A 17,779-nucleotide genomic window follows, 5' to 3' on the forward strand; every position below is an offset into this window, starting at 1 on the left:
GCGCGTGTGGTGTGAGGCGGCGTGTAGAGCTTACGGTATACCGGTCAAAAACCAAACCCCGGATTAAAATACTCGGTGCTCGAGAGGGCGTCACCATTTCCTATGAAGCCGCCCACCAGCAGTATTCGTCCCGAAGGCAGTTTGGTTGCGGTATGACCGTGCCGGCGCTGCGAGGGCGACTCGTTCTCAAACAGAAAAAATTGGTCCAAGGATTCCACGTAGACCTCGGAGTTCTGAAGCACAGGTCCCCCCAGGAAGATCCGCCCGCCGAACGAGAAGATGATGCCAGGTTGCAGCGTGGCGGTGGCGTGCCGGAATCGCCCCTGAACGAACGGGGTGGAGCCTATGATCTGCAGCGGGGAGGAGTCGAAGTCGATCGTGAAGTTCATCTTCTCTTCCGAGGTCTCCGTGTAATACGTCCCGGCGACCAGGTAGCGGCCGTTGCTGCTTGCCCCTTCCGGATCCAGAGGGGCTACGGTATGGCTGTAGATTTCTCCGATGCCATCCACGGCAACCCCGCCGTCGCCTACGGCGAACAGGGTGTCGCGAGCGAAACGGAACGTCTGGAAATCCCGAAGCGGTTTGATCTCGCTGCGCGTGTCCGTCTCATTTTCGCCGATTCCCCCCTGAACGTCGATCACCGTGCCCCGGGAATCCGTCGTGATAAACATGACGTGGTAGGCGCGAGCGATCGGGGGCCCGACATACGGCACTCGAATAAAACGATTTGTGGCCGGGTCAAACAGTTCGACTTCGGGCACCAGGTGGGATAGCTGCACGGGGGTGCCTCGCGAGGCGCCGCCGAGGACGAGCAGCCGGCCATCGGGCAGGCGCGCGGTGGCGTGGCCAGTCCGGCCGCGGATCATACGGTTGGGGAGTAACTCAAAAGAAGGCGCTTCGGGGTCGAGCGAAAAAGCCGTGTTGAGCGCCGGATCGACCATGCCCGGGGCGCCACCGATCAGGATGAGCCGGCCATCCGGCAGCAGCGTCGCCGTGTGTTCGCCGATTCGGAAAGGGGGCGGAAGTGTGGGGCTTTCGTTCGAAAACTGGAACTGCATCCGGATGAGGGAGACTTCCTCAACACCTTCCACGCCGGCCACATCGATGGCCTCCACCCGAAAGTCGTTGACCCCAAGCGCCAGGGTTACCGTGTCCACCCAGGTATCGTCGATCGGGTCAAACGCCATCTCCCGGCCATCGATCTCGATATGATCGATGAGACGAAACGAAGAGGCGCGTACTTTTATCGTGACGACCGAGTCCTCGAAAATCTGATTCACCGAAGGGGCCAGGAGCTCGAGCTCGGGCGGTCTGGGGTCGACAAACGGGCGGTCGCAGGCCGCGAAGATGAAGGTGACCGCCAGGAAAAGCGCCGGCCCGAATAGACGCGGCATGGCCGGGACGCGTTGACCAACGGCCGTGGCGGCATCAAGTGGGGCAGTACCGGCGCGAAGCATAAGCAAGGTGGCGTAACAGCGATTCGACGCTGAGTATAACCGTCAGCAAGATTCAACACCTAATCGATCGGCGAAGTTCGCGGCTCATCGAGGTAGCGGACGGCCTCCAGTGTGAGGCCGTGGGCCGGCGCGGCCGGCCCCGCCTCCCGCCGGTCGCGGGCCTTCAACACCCGCCCGATGTCGTCCGCCGGCCGCTTGCTTTGGCCGATTTCGACCAGGGTGCCCACGATGGCGCGGACCATCCCGTGGAGGAAGCGGTCCGCCGCAATACAGAACAGCCAGTCTCCCGCGCGCTGTTCGGGGCGCCACACGGCGTCCCGGACGGTGCAGACCCGGTTCTGCGTCTCGGAGGCGGTGAGGCAAAACGAGTCGTAGTCGTGCTCGCCCAAGAGCGCATGGCAGGCAGCGTTCATCCGGTCAACATCCGGCGAGGGCACGACCAGCGCGCGGAAACGCCGCTCAAGCGCGATGGGCGTCGTGCTCACGCGGTAGTGATAGAGGCGTTCGACGGCGTCGTAGCGGGCGTGAAAGGAGTCGGGCGCCGGCGCGACATCCCGCACCGCGATGGCGTGGGGCAATAATCCATTCAGCGAGGCGCGCAGCCGGAACGGGTCGATCGGTTCCGCCGTTTCGAAGTGGCCGACCTGTCCGCGCGCATGCACGCCGGCGTCCGTCCGCCCTGATCCAACCACCGCAGTCGGACGGCGCAGGGCCACGCTCAGGGCGTCCTCCAGGGCTTCCTGGATGGTTGCGACGCCGGATTGGCGCTGCCATCCGGAAAATTCCGTCCCATCGTATTCGATCAACAGGCGATATTTCATGGGCAGGCGTGGTGGAAACGCGTCGAATTAACGATCATCCAGGATGTCCGAGCCGAAAATACTCCGCGACGCGCTGCCGCGCATCTACCTGACGGGATTCATGGGGAGCGGGAAAAGCACCCTCGGCGCCGCGCTGGCCACGCGGCTCGGCTATGATTTTGTCGATCTCGATGAGCGGATCGTGGAGCGGATCGGGATGCCGATCGCCCCTTTCTTTAAACAGTTCGGCGAGGCGGCTTTCCGCTGGCACGAGACGGAAGCCTTATACGAAACAGCTGAACGGGCGCCACTGGTTGTGGCCGTCGGCGGCGGGGCATTGGTTTCGGAAGACAATCTGGCTTTTGCCCTGGCCCATGGGCTCGTGGTTTACCTGCACGTGGAGCCGGCCGAGATCGTACGACGCCTCCGAGCGGAACCGAACACCCGGCCCATGCTGCTGGATCCGGAAGGGCATCCGATGCCCGAGGCGCTGGTGTCCGAACGAATCACGCGCCTCATGACTTTCCGGGATCCCATCTATCGCCGCGCTCATCTAACCGTGGATGTTGGCCCGTATTCGGTGGATGAAGGATGCCGGCAGCTCGACGCGCAGATAAACGGGTACGTGTCTTCTCCTTCGCCATAATCTTCAGGGGATACGCACCGGCGTGAGACGGAACGTACGGCGATGGTACGTCGTCGGGCCGTGTGTGGCCAGAGCCCGGTAGTGCGCGGGGGTCGGGTAGCCGGCGTTGCGGGCCCAGCCGTACTCGGGATGCGTCGCGTCCAGATCGCGCATCAGGCCATCGCGGACCGTCTTCGCGATGATCGACGCTGCCGCGATGCTGTGGGAGAGGGCGTCGCCCTTCACGATGGTGCGTGTGGGCCATGCCGGGTTCGGAAACGAACGGTTGCCGTCGATCAGGACAATATCCGGGTCGATCATCAGGTTGACCGTTGCCCTCCGCATGGCTTCGAGTGAAGCCCACAGGATGTTGAGGTGGTCGATTTCTTCCGGCGAACAGATGCCGATGCCCACCGCGACCGCCTCCCGTCGGATGTCGATCGCCATCCGTTCCCGTTGTTCGGCCGGCATCGTCTTGCTATCTCGTACGCCCTGAAGATACACGTCCGGAGGAAAAACAACCGCCGCCGCCACGACCGGGCCGGCCAGGCAGCCTCGTCCGGCCTCGTCCGCGCCGGCCACCCGAGACCAACCCTGCCGCCAGTAGATCTTTTCTATGTCGAGTGATGGACTAATCGCTTCCCGTTCCTTTCTTTGCTGTGCATCAGAAGCCCTTTCAGGCATCAAACCACAAGGAGTGAGTATATGGCGAAAAAAGTCAACGTCGCAATCATCGGGCTCGGCTTCGGGGCCGAGTTCATCCCCATCTACCAGCGCCACCCGGACGCCGTCTGCTACGCCGTCTGCCAGCGCAATGAAGACAAGCTGCACGAGATCGGCGATGCGTTTGGCATCGAGGTGCGGTATACCGACTACCAGTCGGTCCTGGACGACCCGAACATCGATGCCGTGCACATCAATACGCCCATCGCCGTGCATGGCATCATGAGCTTGCAGGCGCTGCAGGCCGGCAAACACACGGCCTGCACGGTACCCATGGCCACCACCGTGGAGGAGTGCCTGCGGATCGCCGAGGCGCAGCGCGCCAGTGGGAAGAACTATATGATGATGGAGACGGCGGTCTACACACGCGAGTTTTTGTATGCGAAGGAGTTGCTCGATAGTGGGAAACTGGGCAAGATCCAGTTCCTGCGCGGCTCGCATCAGCAGAATATGGGGTTGCCTGGATGGCCGGCCTACTGGTATGGCTTCCCACCGATGCATTACGCCACCCACGCCGTCAGTCCGCTCCTGGCGCTTGCCGGCACCACGGTCGATGAGGTCGTCTGTTTTGGGTCCGGCCGGATCCAGGAGGAATACGTTCCGCTGTACGGCTCGCCGTTCGCCGTGGAATCGGCCCTGATGAAGCTGCGCGATTCGGAGCTCGCCTGCGAGGTCACGCGTTCGCTCTTCCACACCATCCGCCAGTACCGCGAGAGCTTCGATGTCTACGGCACCCAGCGCTCGTTCGAATGGGAGCAGCTGTTCGAGGAAGGGATGGTGCTGTTTTCCGGTTTTGAGGACGCGGAGCGGGTTAAAGTGCCCGACTACGGTCATCGCCTCCCGCGCGAGATTCAGTCCTTCACTCAGGCAGGCGTATACGACGAAGAACACGAGCACACCTCCTTCATCCAGGGCAGTGGCCACGGCGGATCCCATCCCCACCTCGCCAACGAGTTCATCGAGTCCATCGTCCAGGGCCGGGCACCGATGCCCGACGCGGCCACTTCCGCGAACTGGACCATGGCCGGCCTCTGCGCGCACGACTCGGCCATGAAAGGCGGCGTAGCGATCACGGTACCCCGGGTCGACTGATCTCGCCGGCTGCTCGTTTAACCCATAAAATTGAAGCCCGGAGGCAACACCTTCGGGCTTCTTTCATTTCTCGAAAGCCCCTTTTATTTCTCGACAAGTCGGCAATAGATAGCCCGGATACGAAAACTGTCCTCCGTAATAAATTCCTGACTTTCTGCGCATCCGAGGTGACTTTTTCCTCATTTTTGGATGTTTTGTTTGAAGAAATAGAAGAGAAAGCGCTTTTATTATTTCGGCATACTGGCTTGTCGCCTTAAAAAATTATATATATCGATCCACCGACTAAGCCTTCCGTCGAATCAACCCCCAACCAAACGAATATCCTACATGAAAGCCATGCGACCTGTACTCCTTCTGCTAGCCGTTCTAATTTTAGGAAACATTCGCCCCGCGGCGGCTCAGTCGTTTAGCCTGGGCGCCGATGTCGTCAGCCGGTACATCTGGCGCGGGGTCGACTTTGGCGAGTCGATGAGTGTTCAGCCCGCGCTTGAATTCAGTGCGGGCGCTTTGACGGTCGGTTCATGGGCCTCCTACTCGATCTCGGCTTCGGGAGCGTATGCCAACGAGCATGACCTGTATGCAAGCGTGGCGCTTGGGCCCATCACGGTGGGTATCACGGATTATCACTTCCCGGCGCCGGGTAACGACTCGCTCGGCCTCGACTACTTCAACTACGAGGATGGCGGTTCGCACTTTCTGGAACTGAACGTGGGCGCCGGCGGGACGGAGACCTTTCCCCTCTCGATTTCGGCGAACATTTTCTTCCACAACGACGACGACAACTCGGTCTACATCCAGCTGGATTACCCCTTCACGGTGGAGGATGTGGATCTGGGCGTGACAGTCGCGTTTGTGCCTCAGGAAAGCGCGTTTTACCGCACGTCGGCCTTCGGATTCGTGAATCTCGGTCTGTCGGCGTCCCGCGAACTCAAGATCACCGACTCCTTCTCGTTGCCGGTTTCGGTAGCCTACATGATCAACCCAACGCCGAATGCGGCGCGGAGCTTTCTGGTGTTCGGCGTCAGCCTGTAGCGTCTTGTCCGTCTCGTAACTTTCTTGCCGGGCCAGCAAGGATACGTCATGCGCGGCGTGTTGCCGGATTTCTCCGGGGCACGTCGCGCATGTTCGTCAGGAACGGGCGTTGTAGGTGTCGGGCAGGTCGTTTTCGAAGAGCACGGTGTCGCCGGCCTGGAGATGGCAGTCGAGGTAGGCGCGGGCATCGGAAAAGGAGGGGTAGATGAGGATGTGGTCCTCCGGGAAAGCTCTCCGGCGGAGGCCTTCCTGGATGGGACGCGTCTGTTCGTCGCCGATGAGGATGGCGAGGTCGACCTGGCCGGCCATGTGTTCGCCGAAGAGGCGGTTTTCTTCCTCCTGGCGGGCGCCGAGTTCGACCATCCCGGGCGTGACGACGACGCGCTGCCCGCCGGTGAACGCTCCCAGCACGTCCAGCGCATGCCGTGCGCCCACCGGGTTTGCGTTGAATGCGTCGTCAATGATCGTGTACGTTCCCTGTCGTCGTAGCTGGAGGCGGTGTTCGATCGGTTCGATCCGGGCGACGGCATGGGCAATCTGTCGGAGGCGCATGCCATAGTGCCGGCCGACGGCCACGCCCAGCAAGATATTGACGACATTGTGCTGCCCGAGCAACTGCGACCGGAAAGGATGTTCGGCGCCCGTGTCATCCCGCACGATAAAAGACAGGCCTTCCGGACCGTAGACGAGATCGCGGGCCACGATGTCGGCGTCCGGCACGGCGCCTGCGGATACGCGCCACACCTTGCCCGGTGCGCGGGCCGCCATCGCCTCGACATTCGGGTCATCGGCGTTTAGCACCGCGACTCCGCCGGGTTTGAGCCCTCCGAGCAGGTCGCTTTTTTCGGCCGCGATCGCTTCGATAGAGCCCATCGTTTCGAGGTGCGCCGGCCCGACGGACGTGACGATGCCCAGGTCGGGCGCGGCGATGGCGCACAACTCCCGAAGATCGCCCCGATACCGCATGCCCATCTCGAGGACGAGTAGCTGGTGTTCCGGCTTGAGCTGTTCGTTAATAACGAGACAGATACCCATGGGAGTGTTATAGGAGCCCGGAGTAGCGAGCACGTTCCCCCGCTGACGCAGGATTTCGGCCACGATGAACTTGACGCTTGTCTTGCCATAGGAGCCCGTGACCCCGATCACCTGCAGGTCGGTTCGCCGGCGCAGCGTCTCGGTGGCCTGTCGTTTGAACCCATTCTGGAGCCAACGTTCATAGGGCGCCATGAGGTAGGCAGCCAGGAGCACCCAGAGCGGAGCGAGGAGGTCCGCCGCGAGCCACCCGAGCAGGTATCCTGCGGCGCCCTGGAGGGGGCCCGCGGAAAAAGCCAGCAGCGCGCCGCCGGCGACCGGGGCCGTTGCGCATACGAAGGCGGCGCCAGCGAGGCGCTTCATCCGGCCCGTGAAGGCAATCGGCTTCTTGATCTGAAATCCGAGGTAATGCCGGGATGAAGCGAAGGCAATCGTCCACAACAGGGCTGCCGCGACGGCGCCGTACCGGTGAAAGGCGGCTGTCGCAACGAGGAGCAGGCCGAGGATATGGGATATACGTACGATCTGGCTACGCCCGCGGGAGCGTAGCCAGGACCGAAACCGGGGTGGTTTATAAGACTCCAACTGCAGCATGTGCAGGTAGAATCGCAGGCGTTGCCAGCATCGCCATAACGCGCTCAACGTAGCGGCGGCGATGCCCAGGCTGTAGAGGATCTGAAACAATGCGTCCATGCAGGGGATGATCCGGGTGGAGCGATCAGGCGGCGGGCGTGGGTTCGAGAAAGCGGGTGATGGCCTCGCTCGTCAGAGCCGGCTGGTCGAGGTACCCGTAGTGTCCGGCGTCCTGTAACGGGACTAACGTGGCGTTTGGCAGGCCGGATACCAGCGTCGTCATCTGGGTATGGGAAATGGCATCGTCCCGGGTGCCCCAGAGGATTAGAACCGGAGCGGTTATCCGGTCGAGCCGATCTTCCAGATAACAGGTTACTGTTTTTACGAAGGTCTCGCGCATGACCCCCTGTAACTGCCGGAAATCTGAGGACCCCAGCATGGGCCAGATCCACGTGTGTCTGAGCCAGTCCATCCCGATGGCGCGCAGGCGAGGAGGGAGGAGGGTCATGGGCGCTTTCAACGTGCGGGCGAGGCCGCTGCGCAGGTAGTAGCCGGCGGAGCGCGACGGCCGAATGCCCGAGGGGCTGATCAGGACGAGGCGTTCGATCAGCGGGGCGAATTCCGGTTCGCTGGCCATATAAAGGGCGATTCGACCGCCATTCGAATGCCCGATGATGGGAGCGCGTCGCAGGCCTTCCGAAGCCATGAAAGCCGCGATGAGGCGCGCGTATTCCGGCACGCCCCAGGGCTCGGGGGGCGGCGGGGTCGTGCCGTGCCCGGGGAGATCCGGCGCCAGCACCCGGTACGTAGCGGCTAGCGGCAACGCCAGGGCATGCATGAGCGAGGCGTTACTACCCCATCCATGCAACAGGATCACGGTGTCTGCATCCGGTGGTCCGCTTCGTTCCACCTGGAGGCGGGATACCCACGTGCTCGGGTCAGTCATCGCTGTCGCTTCGTTTATATGCGGCTCATCAAGCGTCCGGAAACCATCGGCGTGAAGCAACGTTCCATAACGGAGTTTTTGTAGCTATTCCTTGTTGGTTGGAAGTTGGGAGCTTGCGAGACGCGCCACCTGCGCGTCCAGAACGTGTCCGGATAGCATGGCCCGGCGGCGGTGGATGCCGTGAGAGAGGTCCATGCGTGTGGAAATCCGACGCCGTGAGTGGCCTCACGGCGATGTCAGAAAAAAGCGGGACGTGTTTCCTGTTTTAGATTGGTATGTAATTGGCCTTTCCGTGTTTTGTGGAATAGAAGGTCAACGTTAACCCAGAGACTAGATCCTTTTAACATTGTATGGGAGAGATACCTTTCCGTGGTATACTCGAGCTGATTGGCGACAAGAAGTTTGGGTTTATTCGTGAGTTGCGGCCTGAATTGCCGAAGGGAGAGAACGACGCATTTGCCCCTCCACCGCTGATACGTAAGCTGAATCTGCGCGACGGCGTGATCCTGGAAGGGACGTTACGTCCCGGTCGCAAGGGCGATCTGCAGGTGGAAAAAGTGACCACGATCATGGGTGTTAGCCCGGACGAGTGGGTGCGGACGCGGGACTACGAGACCGGTTCGATCATCTACCCCGAAGAGAAGCTGAATCTCGTGACGGGGCCGACGGATTTTTCGATGCGCGCCGTGGACCTCGCCGCACCGATCGGGAAAGGGCAGCGTGCCCTCATTGTGGCGCCGCCCCGGACCGGCAAGACCATTCTTTTGAAGCAGATTGCGGCGGCAATTACCCGAAACCACCCGGAGGTTGCCCTCGTGGCGCTGCTCGTGGATGAGCGGCCCGAGGAAGTGACGGATTTCCGCCGATCCACCTCTGCCATGGTCTTTGCATCCTCTAACGATCGGGAAGCGGATAACCACGTCCGCGTTTCCACGTTATCCCTGGAATACGCCAAGCGGCTTGTGGAGCTCAAGCGGGATGTCGTGCTGTTATTGGACTCGTTGACGCGCCTCGGCCGCAACTTCAACCTGTGGACGGAAGGCAGTGGGCGAACGTTGTCCGGCGGTCTGGATTCTCGGGCCATGACGATCCCTCGAAAGATATTTGGCGCCGCGAGGAATATCGAAAACGGCGGCTCGCTGACCATCATTGCCACGGCCCTGATCGAGACGGGCAGCCGCATGGACGAAGTGATTTTTGAGGAATTCAAGGGGACGGGCAATTCCGAAATTGTGCTGGACCGCCAGATGGCCGATAAACGCATCTACCCGGCGATCAATCTACGGAAGAGCGGCACCCGAAACGAGGAGTTGCTCCTGGGCGATATGGTGGCACAGCATCACAAGCTTTTCCGGGCGCTGAACAGCCGGCCGCCGATCGAGGCCATGCAGGCATTGCTGCGCCATTTCCAGCAGATCCCGACGAACGAACGTCTGCTCAATGAGCTGATCCCGAATTAGCCGACCGGCCGATCCGGTGTAGCGAACCGCCTGCCTGTTTTTTTTGATGTCAGGGGCACTCCATACGGTGCTTTTAAATTGCCTCAGTGTCAGGGAGGATTATTTTAGGTAGTATGACGAATGCCTAAAAAAGTATTGACATAGAGTCAATAGGTTCCTATTATTCAGGGCGTTTGGTTGCATCTCCTCTGGTTTCAATGGCGCCTGGCTCACTCCCTGAGTCGGGCGCCTTTTTTATACGACTCTTTTTTGTAGGACTCTTTGAGGGCATCCTGGCAAATCTTGACACCTTCTTAATGGGTGGGGTGAATCTTGTTCAGCAACGTGACGTAGTGGTCAAAAACTGACTCACGCGTCACCTTTCCTGAACCGAGCATGGAGGTACCAACGTCCCGAAGAGCACGCGAACGCCAGTTGCGGCGAGATGCCATCCTGTCGGCCGCGCGGGTGGAGTTTGCGGAGAAAGGATTCGAGCATGCCAAGCTCGATGACATTGCGCGTAGGGCGGAGTTCGGCAAAGGGACCCTGTACAACTACTTCAGGGAGGGCAAGGAGGCCATGTTGTTTGCCCTCTTTGATGGGTTTTACGACGACATGGAGCGGCTGGTGCGGGTCTCGTTTTTACCCGTCGAAGAGAAGAAAATAACGTTCCGTCAGGCGCTCTATGACTATACGTTGTCATGCCTCTCGTTCTATTTACACGACAAGGAGCTTTTTCTCATTCTCGTAAAAGAGGCACATCGGATGTGTTTTGGAGAGAACGAAGGGCATGCGTCGTATTTCCGGGCGCAACAGGAGCGCATTGTACACGCGTTTACCGTACCGATAGAGGCGGCCATGGGCGCCGGCACGATCCGTACCATGGACGTGCATGCGACGGCGCACATCATCCTGGGCAATATTCAGGGGCTACAGGTGCACCTGTTGTTGGCCGGCGACACCGCCTGCTCGCCGCTGGCTCCGGAGTCGGCAGCCGGGTTTCTGACCCATCTTTTAATGGATGGACTGAGTGTCTGATCGGTCCCATCCGCTCCCAAAGACCAGTATAACTGTATGCTGTATCGTTGTCCATTAAGGTTGTTGAAGGCGTTCGGCCTGGTCTTCGTGGTGCTGGTGATCGCCGCCCCTCGGGTGGGCTACGGGCAGTTCGCCTCGATTTCACCCCTGTCGCCTCGAGAGCCGATCACGCTTACACTCGAAGAGGCGCTGCAAATCGCTTATATCCAGAATTATGCGATGAAAGATGCGCGGCTGGGGGTAGAGGAAGCGGATGCCCAGGTAAAGGAGGGGTATGGCCAGTTGTATCCTCAGATCGAGGCATCGAGCAGCTATACGCGTAACTTGAAGAGCGCCAACCCGTTCTCGGGCAGTTCGGCCGGCAATCTCTTCTCCTCGCTGGGGTTTATAGACTGGCTGGCGTACAACGAGCGTTCCCGTACAGACGAAGACCCCGGCACGGACCCTCTTACGTTTGACGATTTCATCGATCGGCAACAAGAGGGTATCGACCGCGCCGGCATCATTCTGGACGCGCAGGACAACCCGTTCGCCGTGCCGAACCAGTTTCAGTCCGGCATTACCATCACTCAGAAGATCTTCGACTTCAGCGCGTTCATTGCGGTGAAAGGCGCATCGCGCTACCTGACGACTGGCCGGGAGTACGGGCTCAAACGGCAGGAACAGGTCATGATCGACGAGGTTCGCGCCGCCTTCTACCAGGCGCTCCTGGCTCAGGAATCGATTGAAGTCGCGCGTCAGAGTGTGGGACGCACCGGCGCCACGCTCAGTGAAATCTCACGCCAGGTGACGCAAGGAGTGACGCCCAAATTTCAGCGCTTGAGCATGGAGGTGGAGCTGGCGAACCTCGAGACGGCTTTGTTGCAAACCTCCAACCGCGCCGAGCAGGCGTTCGATCAGCTCAAGGTAGTCGTTGGCATCCCGGTCGATCAGCCCCTCCATCTGGTGGGGCAACTCGCCGTGGATTCCATTGGAGAGTTTCAGACCATCTCGATGGAAGACGCCGTGGGCGTGGCCATCGACCAACGGCCCGACCTCGACCAGTTGCGCGAGAGCATCAAACTGCAGCAGTTGAATGCGCGTGTGACACGAAGCAGTTATCTGCCCACGCTGAACGCGTTCGCCAACTTCAGCTATGTCGGTAACGTACCGGGCAATCGGACCTTCCTGATCGCCGACGCGGATGATCCGTTTACGTTCAGCCAGGGGTCGAATTCCTTCTTCAGCTCCAGTTACTGGAATCCGGCGATTAATGTGGGCTTCCAACTGCGTTGGCGGCTGTTTGATGGATTCCAGAGCCGTTACCGGGCTCAACAGGCGACCATCGCCGCGGACCGCCTCGAGGTGCAATTCGATCAGCAACTGCAAGGCGTCCGGCAGGAGGTGGCGCTGGCGCTTCGTAACCTGGAGGCCGCCCGCATGCAGATTGCCAGCCAGGAACGGAATAGCGAGCGGGCCGCATTGAATTATGCCTACGCCGGCAAACGGCTCGAGGAGGGCGTCGCCACGCCGCTGGAAGTGCGGAATGTATCCGACCAGCTGGATCAGAGCCGGCTGAACCACCTCCAGGCCATCCACGACTACCTGCGCGCTCGGAGCGCGTTCGAAACGGCTGTCGGCATGCCGCTCGCCAATTCGGAGGAACTGAATCTTGCCCTTGCCCGCTGGCGCGAATAACGCTGACATAAGCTTACGACGCTGTATCATCATGACTTCTATGAGCCCTATGAATCGTCTTTCCTTACTACATTTTTATGCGTTCGCCGTGTTCGTCCTGATGCCGTTTGCAGGGATGGGATGTGGCGGCGCGCAGAACGATGACGCTACCGGTGCGGCGGCGGTGCCCGTGGCCACGGTGGGTCGCAGCGTGCGTATCGAGACGCTGGTCGTGTCGCCTACAGCCTTTGTCGACGTCATCGAACTGACCGGTTCGGTGGAAGCCAGTAACGATGCGGCGTTGTCGGCCGAGTCGAGTGGCACCTTGCTGTACCGCGCCGCGCGTGGGGCCTATGTAGGTAAGGGGGGTGTCGTGGCGCAGATTGACTCGACGATGTTATACGCCGGCTATCGTCAGTCGGAGGCGATGTTCGACGCCGCTCAGGCGCAGTTTAATCTGGCGCAAGACACGTACGATCGGCAAACGCCGCTGTATCAGGATTCGATCATCAGCGCGACCGAATACGAACGCGTTAGGGCCGAGTTGAACCAGAGCGCGGCCCAGCTGCGCCAGTCCGAGGCTGCGCTCGCCCAGTTGCGCGAGCAGCTTGACAATACGCGAGTAACGGCGCCCTTTGGCGGGTACGTAGAAGAACACATGGCGGAAGTAGGGGAGCAGGTGGTGATGGGTACCCCCGTGGCGCGCCTGGTTAACAGCGCAGCCGTCAAAGTCGCCGCCGGCGTGCCTGAGCGGTACGCCAGCACGATTCGCAAAGGGACACCGGTCGAGATCGAGTTCGGTCCAAACGGCGACGGCCGCATTTCGGCGGAGATCGAGTTCGTGGGCGGTGCGATCGACGCCGCAAGCCGGACGTTTCCGATTGAAGTGCGCGTCGAGAATCGCGAGGGCATCCTCAAGCCCGAGATGACCGCGCGGTTGTTCGTGACGCGTGACCGATTGGCTGACGTGCTGGTTGTGCCTCAAACGGCCGTATTGCTCGATGAGGCCGGCTACGGCGTTTTTGTGGTCGGATCCGAGGACGGCAAACGTGTCGCCCATGCCCGCACGGTCGAAACCGGTGCTTCGTATGGCGGCTATGTCGTGATTACTGACGGCATCGAAGCCGGCGAAGAAGTGGTCATCCTCGGTCAGCAAAATCTTACTGAAGGCGACGTCGTCGAGGTCGTATCGACTACTGAGAGCGCCTCGTTGCGTCTCGTGTCTACCGAATAATCATCGTCAACCGTTCGGCATCCGCGTTATGAGAATCACCGATATCTCGATCCAGTATCGCACCAGCGTCCTGGTGTTGACCGCCATTCTTACGATTGGTGGCCTGCTGAGCTACCTGACGATCCCGAAGGAAGCCAACCCGTCCATCGAAATCCCGCAGATCGTCGTCACGACCATCTACCCGGGAGCGAGCCCGGACGACATCGAGTCGCTCGTGACCCAGCACATCGAACAGGAGGTGCAGGGACTGAGTGGGATCAAGGAAATCCGATCGACCTCGACGGAGGGGGTGTCGACGGTGATTGTGGAATTCGATCCCGACGTGTCGATCGACGACGCACTGCAGAAGGTGCGCGATAAGGTGGGCATCGCCAAGTCGGAAATACCGCCTGAAGCCGAGGAGCCTCTCGTGAGCGAGATCGACCTCCAGGAGTTTCCGATCATGACGATCAACCTGGCCGCTGGCTACTCGCTCGCGCGGTTGAAGGATGTAGCCGAGGATCTCGAGGAGCAACTCGAGGGCATCCCGTCGGTGCTGAAGGTAGATGTGATCGGGGCACTCGAGCGGGAGGTGCAGGTGGATGTCGACCTGAACGCGCTCAAGTCGTATAACCTGGCGTTTGAAGACGTCATTGCTACGATTCGTGAGGAAAATACCAACATTCCCGGGGGGTCGATCGACGTCGATCGGGCCAATTATCTTGTGCGGGTGAACGGTGAGATCGAAGCGCCGGCCGAACTGGAGAATCTGGTGGTCGAAGCCCCGGGAGGGGTGCCCGTCTACATTCGAGATATCGCTACCGTCGTCTTCGGATTCAAAGAACGTGCGACCTATTCGCGGCTGGAGATGATCCAGGAAGAGGACGAGGAAGGCGCGCTCCGCATGTTGTCCGACGAAGAGTTGGCCACGCTCCAGGTGGTCAGTCTGAACATCGTGAAACGTTCAGGCGCCAACATACTCGATACGGTAAAAGAGATCGACGAGAAGATGGCCGCGTTTACCTTTCCGGCCGGCACGAGGCATGTCATCACGGGCGATATGAGCGTGTACGTTGAGGCCATGTTGAAAGACCTGGAGAACAACGTCATCAGCGGTCTCATTTTCGTTGTGGCCGTGTTGCTGTTTTTCCTGGGCGTGCGGAATGCCTTCCTGGTGGGCATCGCCATTCCGCTTTCGATGTTTATAGCCTTCATCCTCTTTCAAACGCTCGGATACACGCTCAACTTCATCATCCTATTCAGCCTGATTATCGCGCTTGGGATGCTGGTTGATAATGCGATCGTGATCATTGAGAATATCTACCGATTCCGAGAGCAGGGGTACTCCCGGTTCGAGTCGGCGCGGCTGGGTACCAGCGAGGTCGGTCCCGCCGTGATTGCTTCGACGGCCACCACCGTGGCGGCATTCGCTCCCATGTTGTTCTGGCCGGGCATCATCGGGGAGTTCATGAGTTATATGCCGCTGACGCTCATCGTGACCCTGATTTGCTCGCTGTTCGTGGCGCTTGTGATCAACCCTGTGTTCATGGGGATCTATGCCCGGATGGACAACGAAGAATCACCTCCCATGCGGCGCGCGGCGCGGATCGGGGCGACCGTGCTTGTGGCACTGACCGGTGTCGTGATCGGCATCGCCAACTGGAAGTCGCTGGTCGTACTCATCGTCGCCATTCCGGTGTTGATCTGGATGCACAAACACGTATTCAAGCCCATGGGCGACCGATTCGTGCAGACTGGATTTCCAAGGATTGTCACGCGATACAGGACGTTTCTGAACTGGATGCTTGAGCGGGACTACAGCGCGAAGCGTGCCTTGCTACGAAATACGTTTTCGTTGGGCGCCTTCACGCTGGGGGCGGTGGCGCTTGTCCTTGGCGGCATCATCAGCCGCATAGCCGGCCAGTATGCCGGCATGATTCTGCTCGTACCGGGCGGGATTCTGGCGGCCCTCGGGCTCATCGGTATCTTCGTGCACATTGCAGAAATCCTGTACATCGGTGGAAAGACGACCGTAAAAGGGGGCGTATACCTTGCCCTTGGTATCGGGGCGTTACTGGGGATCATCCAGATAAGCCCTCGCCATCTGGAGCCGAGCGCCGCCGTTGTGTTGATGGCCGTGCCTGTGCTGGTAGTGCTAATCGGCGCGCTGGGCTGGGTGTTTAAAGCCCCCCGGCAACTCATCCTGACGGACAACCGCTCGCGGTTGCTGAACGGGGTCATTGGGTCACTTTTTGGCATAGTGGGTCTCTTCGTGCTCGCACCGACGGGCGTCGAGTTTTTCCCGACAACAGATCCGAACCAGGTGGCCATTGAATTTGAGGCGCCGCTTGGGACGAACCTGGAGACGAGTAATGGCGTGGCTCTGGAGGCGCACTCCCGGATCGATGCGCTGTTACATGACAACCCAAACCTCCGCGCGAACGTCAAGAATATGTTGACGAATGTCGGCGTCGGGGGCGACGTCATGTTTGGCGGCAGTGCGGCCGGCCCCGAGCGGGCGCGCCTGACCTTGAATCTGGTGGACTACGAGGACCGCGCCGAGCCTAGCCCCATCACCATGGCGGCACTCCGGAATCAGCTCAAGGGCATCCCGGGAACGGAGGTTACGTTCAGCCAGGATCAATCCGGCCCCCCCGTTGGCAACCCGGTCAACATCGAGATTTCCGGAGCGGACTTCGAGGTGATCAGCCGTGTGGCAACGGAGGTCAAGACGCGATTGAGCGAAGCATCGGAAACGGGCGCCATACCCGGGCTGGTGGATGTGAATGACAACCTGAACTCGGGCCGTCCCGAACTCCAGGTCGATATCGATCGCGAGCGCGCGGCCCAATACGGGTTGTCGACGAGCCTCATCGCCTCTACGATCCGTTCGGCCATCAACGGCTCCGAAGCCGGCACGTACCGCACCGGTAAAAACGAGTACGACATCATTGTACGCCTCGCGGAGTCCGACCGGTCCAGCCTCGAAAGCCTCCGCAATCTTACCATCGTGCACGAAGGGCAGCAAGTGCCCCTCGTAGCCGTCGCCGACATGCAACTGCGTGGCGGTTTAGGGTCGGTGACGCGGCTTGACCTGTACCGGGTAGCGACGGTGACCGGAAAGGCAGCCGATGGCTTCACTGGCCCTGAGGTGCTGGCCTCCACAAGGGCGCACCTGGCGGATTACGAGACCACCGTGCCCGAGGGATATACCCTTACCTATACAGGCGAAAACGAGGAGCAGCAGGAGAGTTTTGGCTTCCTCAGCTATGTGTTACTGATTGGCGTGGCCCTGATCTTCATGATCATGGTCGCCCAGTTCAACAGCGTAAGCACGCCGTTTATCATCATGGTGGCCGTTGGCCTGAGTCTGATCGGGGTTCTGTTGGGGCTGATTCTGACCCGCACGCCATTTGGCCTGATGACATTTATTGGCGTCATCAGTCTTGCCGGCATTGTGGTGAACAACAACATCGTGTTGATCGACTTCACGATGAAGTTGCGCGAGCGTGGTATGGATAAACGTGCGGCCATTATCGAAGCCGGTGCTACTCGACTCCGCCCCGTGATTCTGACCGCATTAACCACCGTGATCGGCCTGGTGCCGTTGACCGTCGGGTTAAACATCGACTTCGTGGGCCTGCTGACGGATTTTGCGCCGAACTTCCAGTTGGGATCTCAGAACACGCAGTTCTGGGGGCCGATGGGCATCTCGATCATCAGCGGATTGACGTTCGCGACCTTCCTGACGCTGGTCATCGTGCCGGTCATGTACTCGGTCTTTGATTCTATCTCGCAGCGGTTCTCGCAGACATTCGCGGTGGAGAATGACGAAGAAGTGGACGCGATCGCCGGCGACGGGACGCCCGACGGCCTCATGCCCCAACTGGGCGGAAATGGGAGCGCTTATGCACTGAAGGATGGCGGCGCCCAGCGGCCGGCGTGAGGGGCGTGAATCGCAGACGTTAAGGATACAACGAACGAGCAGCGGCCTGGAGTGCCGGGACGCATGAGCGCTCCCGGGCTGCTCCAGCCGCTGCTTATTGTGTCGAGTCGATCTATGGCCGGCTCGTATTTGCGTTACGACAGCCGTCTTATGGGCTAAATCAGGATTGCGGAAATACCCTGAAAGTAGTAAGCTGTAGAATGGACC

At 60.1% G+C, this 17,779-nt stretch carries 13 protein-coding genes; 8 read left to right on the forward strand and 5 right to left on the reverse strand.

Going from position 1 to position 17,779, the window contains the following annotated elements; translation table 11 throughout:
* Nucleotides 1–44: 44 nt before the first annotated feature.
* A complete protein-coding gene (locus SH809_09470; GenBank protein MDZ4699921.1) occupies nt 45–1,394 on the reverse strand; it encodes a kelch repeat-containing protein in 1,350 nt (449 codons plus the stop codon).
* A gap of 122 nt (nt 1,395–1,516) precedes the next feature.
* On the reverse strand, nt 1,517–2,278 hold the full coding sequence (gene truA, locus SH809_09475) for a tRNA pseudouridine(38-40) synthase TruA (GenBank protein ID MDZ4699922.1): 762 nt from the start codon (nt 2,276–2,278) through the stop codon (nt 1,517–1,519).
* A gap of 43 nt (nt 2,279–2,321) precedes the next feature.
* Here truA and SH809_09480 point away from each other — a divergent pair, with 43 nt between their 5' ends.
* Nucleotides 2,322–2,903 (forward strand): shikimate kinase, encoded by a 582-nt coding sequence (locus tag SH809_09480; protein ID MDZ4699923.1) that lies wholly within the window; start codon nt 2,322–2,324, stop codon nt 2,901–2,903.
* A 3-nt stretch (nt 2,904–2,906) separates the two neighbouring features.
* On the opposite strand, the gene SH809_09485 is transcribed toward SH809_09480, so the two are convergent.
* On the reverse strand, nt 2,907–3,566 hold the full coding sequence (locus SH809_09485) for a ribonuclease HII (GenBank protein ID MDZ4699924.1): 660 nt from the start codon (nt 3,564–3,566) through the stop codon (nt 2,907–2,909).
* Nucleotides 3,567–3,587: 21 nt separating this feature from the next.
* Here SH809_09485 and SH809_09490 point away from each other — a divergent pair, with 21 nt between their 5' ends.
* Both SH809_09490 and SH809_09495 read left to right on the forward strand, forming a co-directional pair.
* Nucleotides 3,588–4,697, forward strand: coding sequence for a Gfo/Idh/MocA family oxidoreductase (locus tag SH809_09490; GenBank protein ID MDZ4699925.1), 1,110 nt, complete (start codon nt 3,588–3,590; stop codon nt 4,695–4,697).
* A gap of 336 nt (nt 4,698–5,033) precedes the next feature.
* On the forward strand, nt 5,034–5,729 hold the full coding sequence (locus SH809_09495; protein ID MDZ4699926.1) for a TorF family putative porin: 696 nt from the start codon (nt 5,034–5,036) through the stop codon (nt 5,727–5,729).
* A 96-nt stretch (nt 5,730–5,825) separates the two neighbouring features.
* Here the strand turns inward: SH809_09495 and murF are convergent, their stop codons facing one another.
* Nucleotides 5,826–7,454, reverse strand: coding sequence for a UDP-N-acetylmuramoyl-tripeptide--D-alanyl-D-alanine ligase (gene murF / locus SH809_09500; protein ID MDZ4699927.1), 1,629 nt, complete (start codon nt 7,452–7,454; stop codon nt 5,826–5,828).
* A gap of 25 nt (nt 7,455–7,479) precedes the next feature.
* Nucleotides 7,480–8,280, reverse strand: coding sequence for an alpha/beta hydrolase (locus SH809_09505; GenBank protein MDZ4699928.1), 801 nt, complete (start codon nt 8,278–8,280; stop codon nt 7,480–7,482).
* A 350-nt stretch (nt 8,281–8,630) separates the two neighbouring features.
* Between SH809_09505 and rho the strand changes: the two genes are divergently transcribed.
* The 5 genes from rho (at nt 8,631) to SH809_09530 (ending at nt 17,572) form a co-directional block, all read left to right on the forward strand.
* On the forward strand, nt 8,631–9,740 hold the full coding sequence (rho, locus tag SH809_09510; protein MDZ4699929.1) for a transcription termination factor Rho: 1,110 nt from the start codon (nt 8,631–8,633) through the stop codon (nt 9,738–9,740).
* Nucleotides 9,741–10,115: 375 nt separating this feature from the next.
* Nucleotides 10,116–10,757, forward strand: a complete 642-nt coding sequence (locus tag SH809_09515) for a TetR/AcrR family transcriptional regulator (GenBank protein ID MDZ4699930.1) — start codon at nt 10,116–10,118, stop codon at nt 10,755–10,757.
* Nucleotides 10,758–10,793: 36 nt separating this feature from the next.
* Nucleotides 10,794–12,434, forward strand: a complete 1,641-nt coding sequence (locus SH809_09520) for a TolC family protein (GenBank protein ID MDZ4699931.1) — start codon at nt 10,794–10,796, stop codon at nt 12,432–12,434.
* Nucleotides 12,435–12,483: 49 nt separating this feature from the next.
* On the forward strand, nt 12,484–13,647 hold the full coding sequence (locus SH809_09525; GenBank protein ID MDZ4699932.1) for an efflux RND transporter periplasmic adaptor subunit: 1,164 nt from the start codon (nt 12,484–12,486) through the stop codon (nt 13,645–13,647).
* 28 nt (nt 13,648–13,675) lie between these two features.
* Complete coding sequence (locus tag SH809_09530) at nt 13,676–17,572, forward strand: efflux RND transporter permease subunit (GenBank protein ID MDZ4699933.1); 3,897 nt, start codon at nt 13,676–13,678, stop codon at nt 17,570–17,572.
* Nucleotides 17,573–17,779 lie beyond the last annotated feature (207 nt).

This window comes from Rhodothermales bacterium, from assembly GCA_034439735.1.
Lineage (GTDB): Bacteria > Bacteroidota > Rhodothermia > Rhodothermales > JAHQVL01 > JAWKNW01.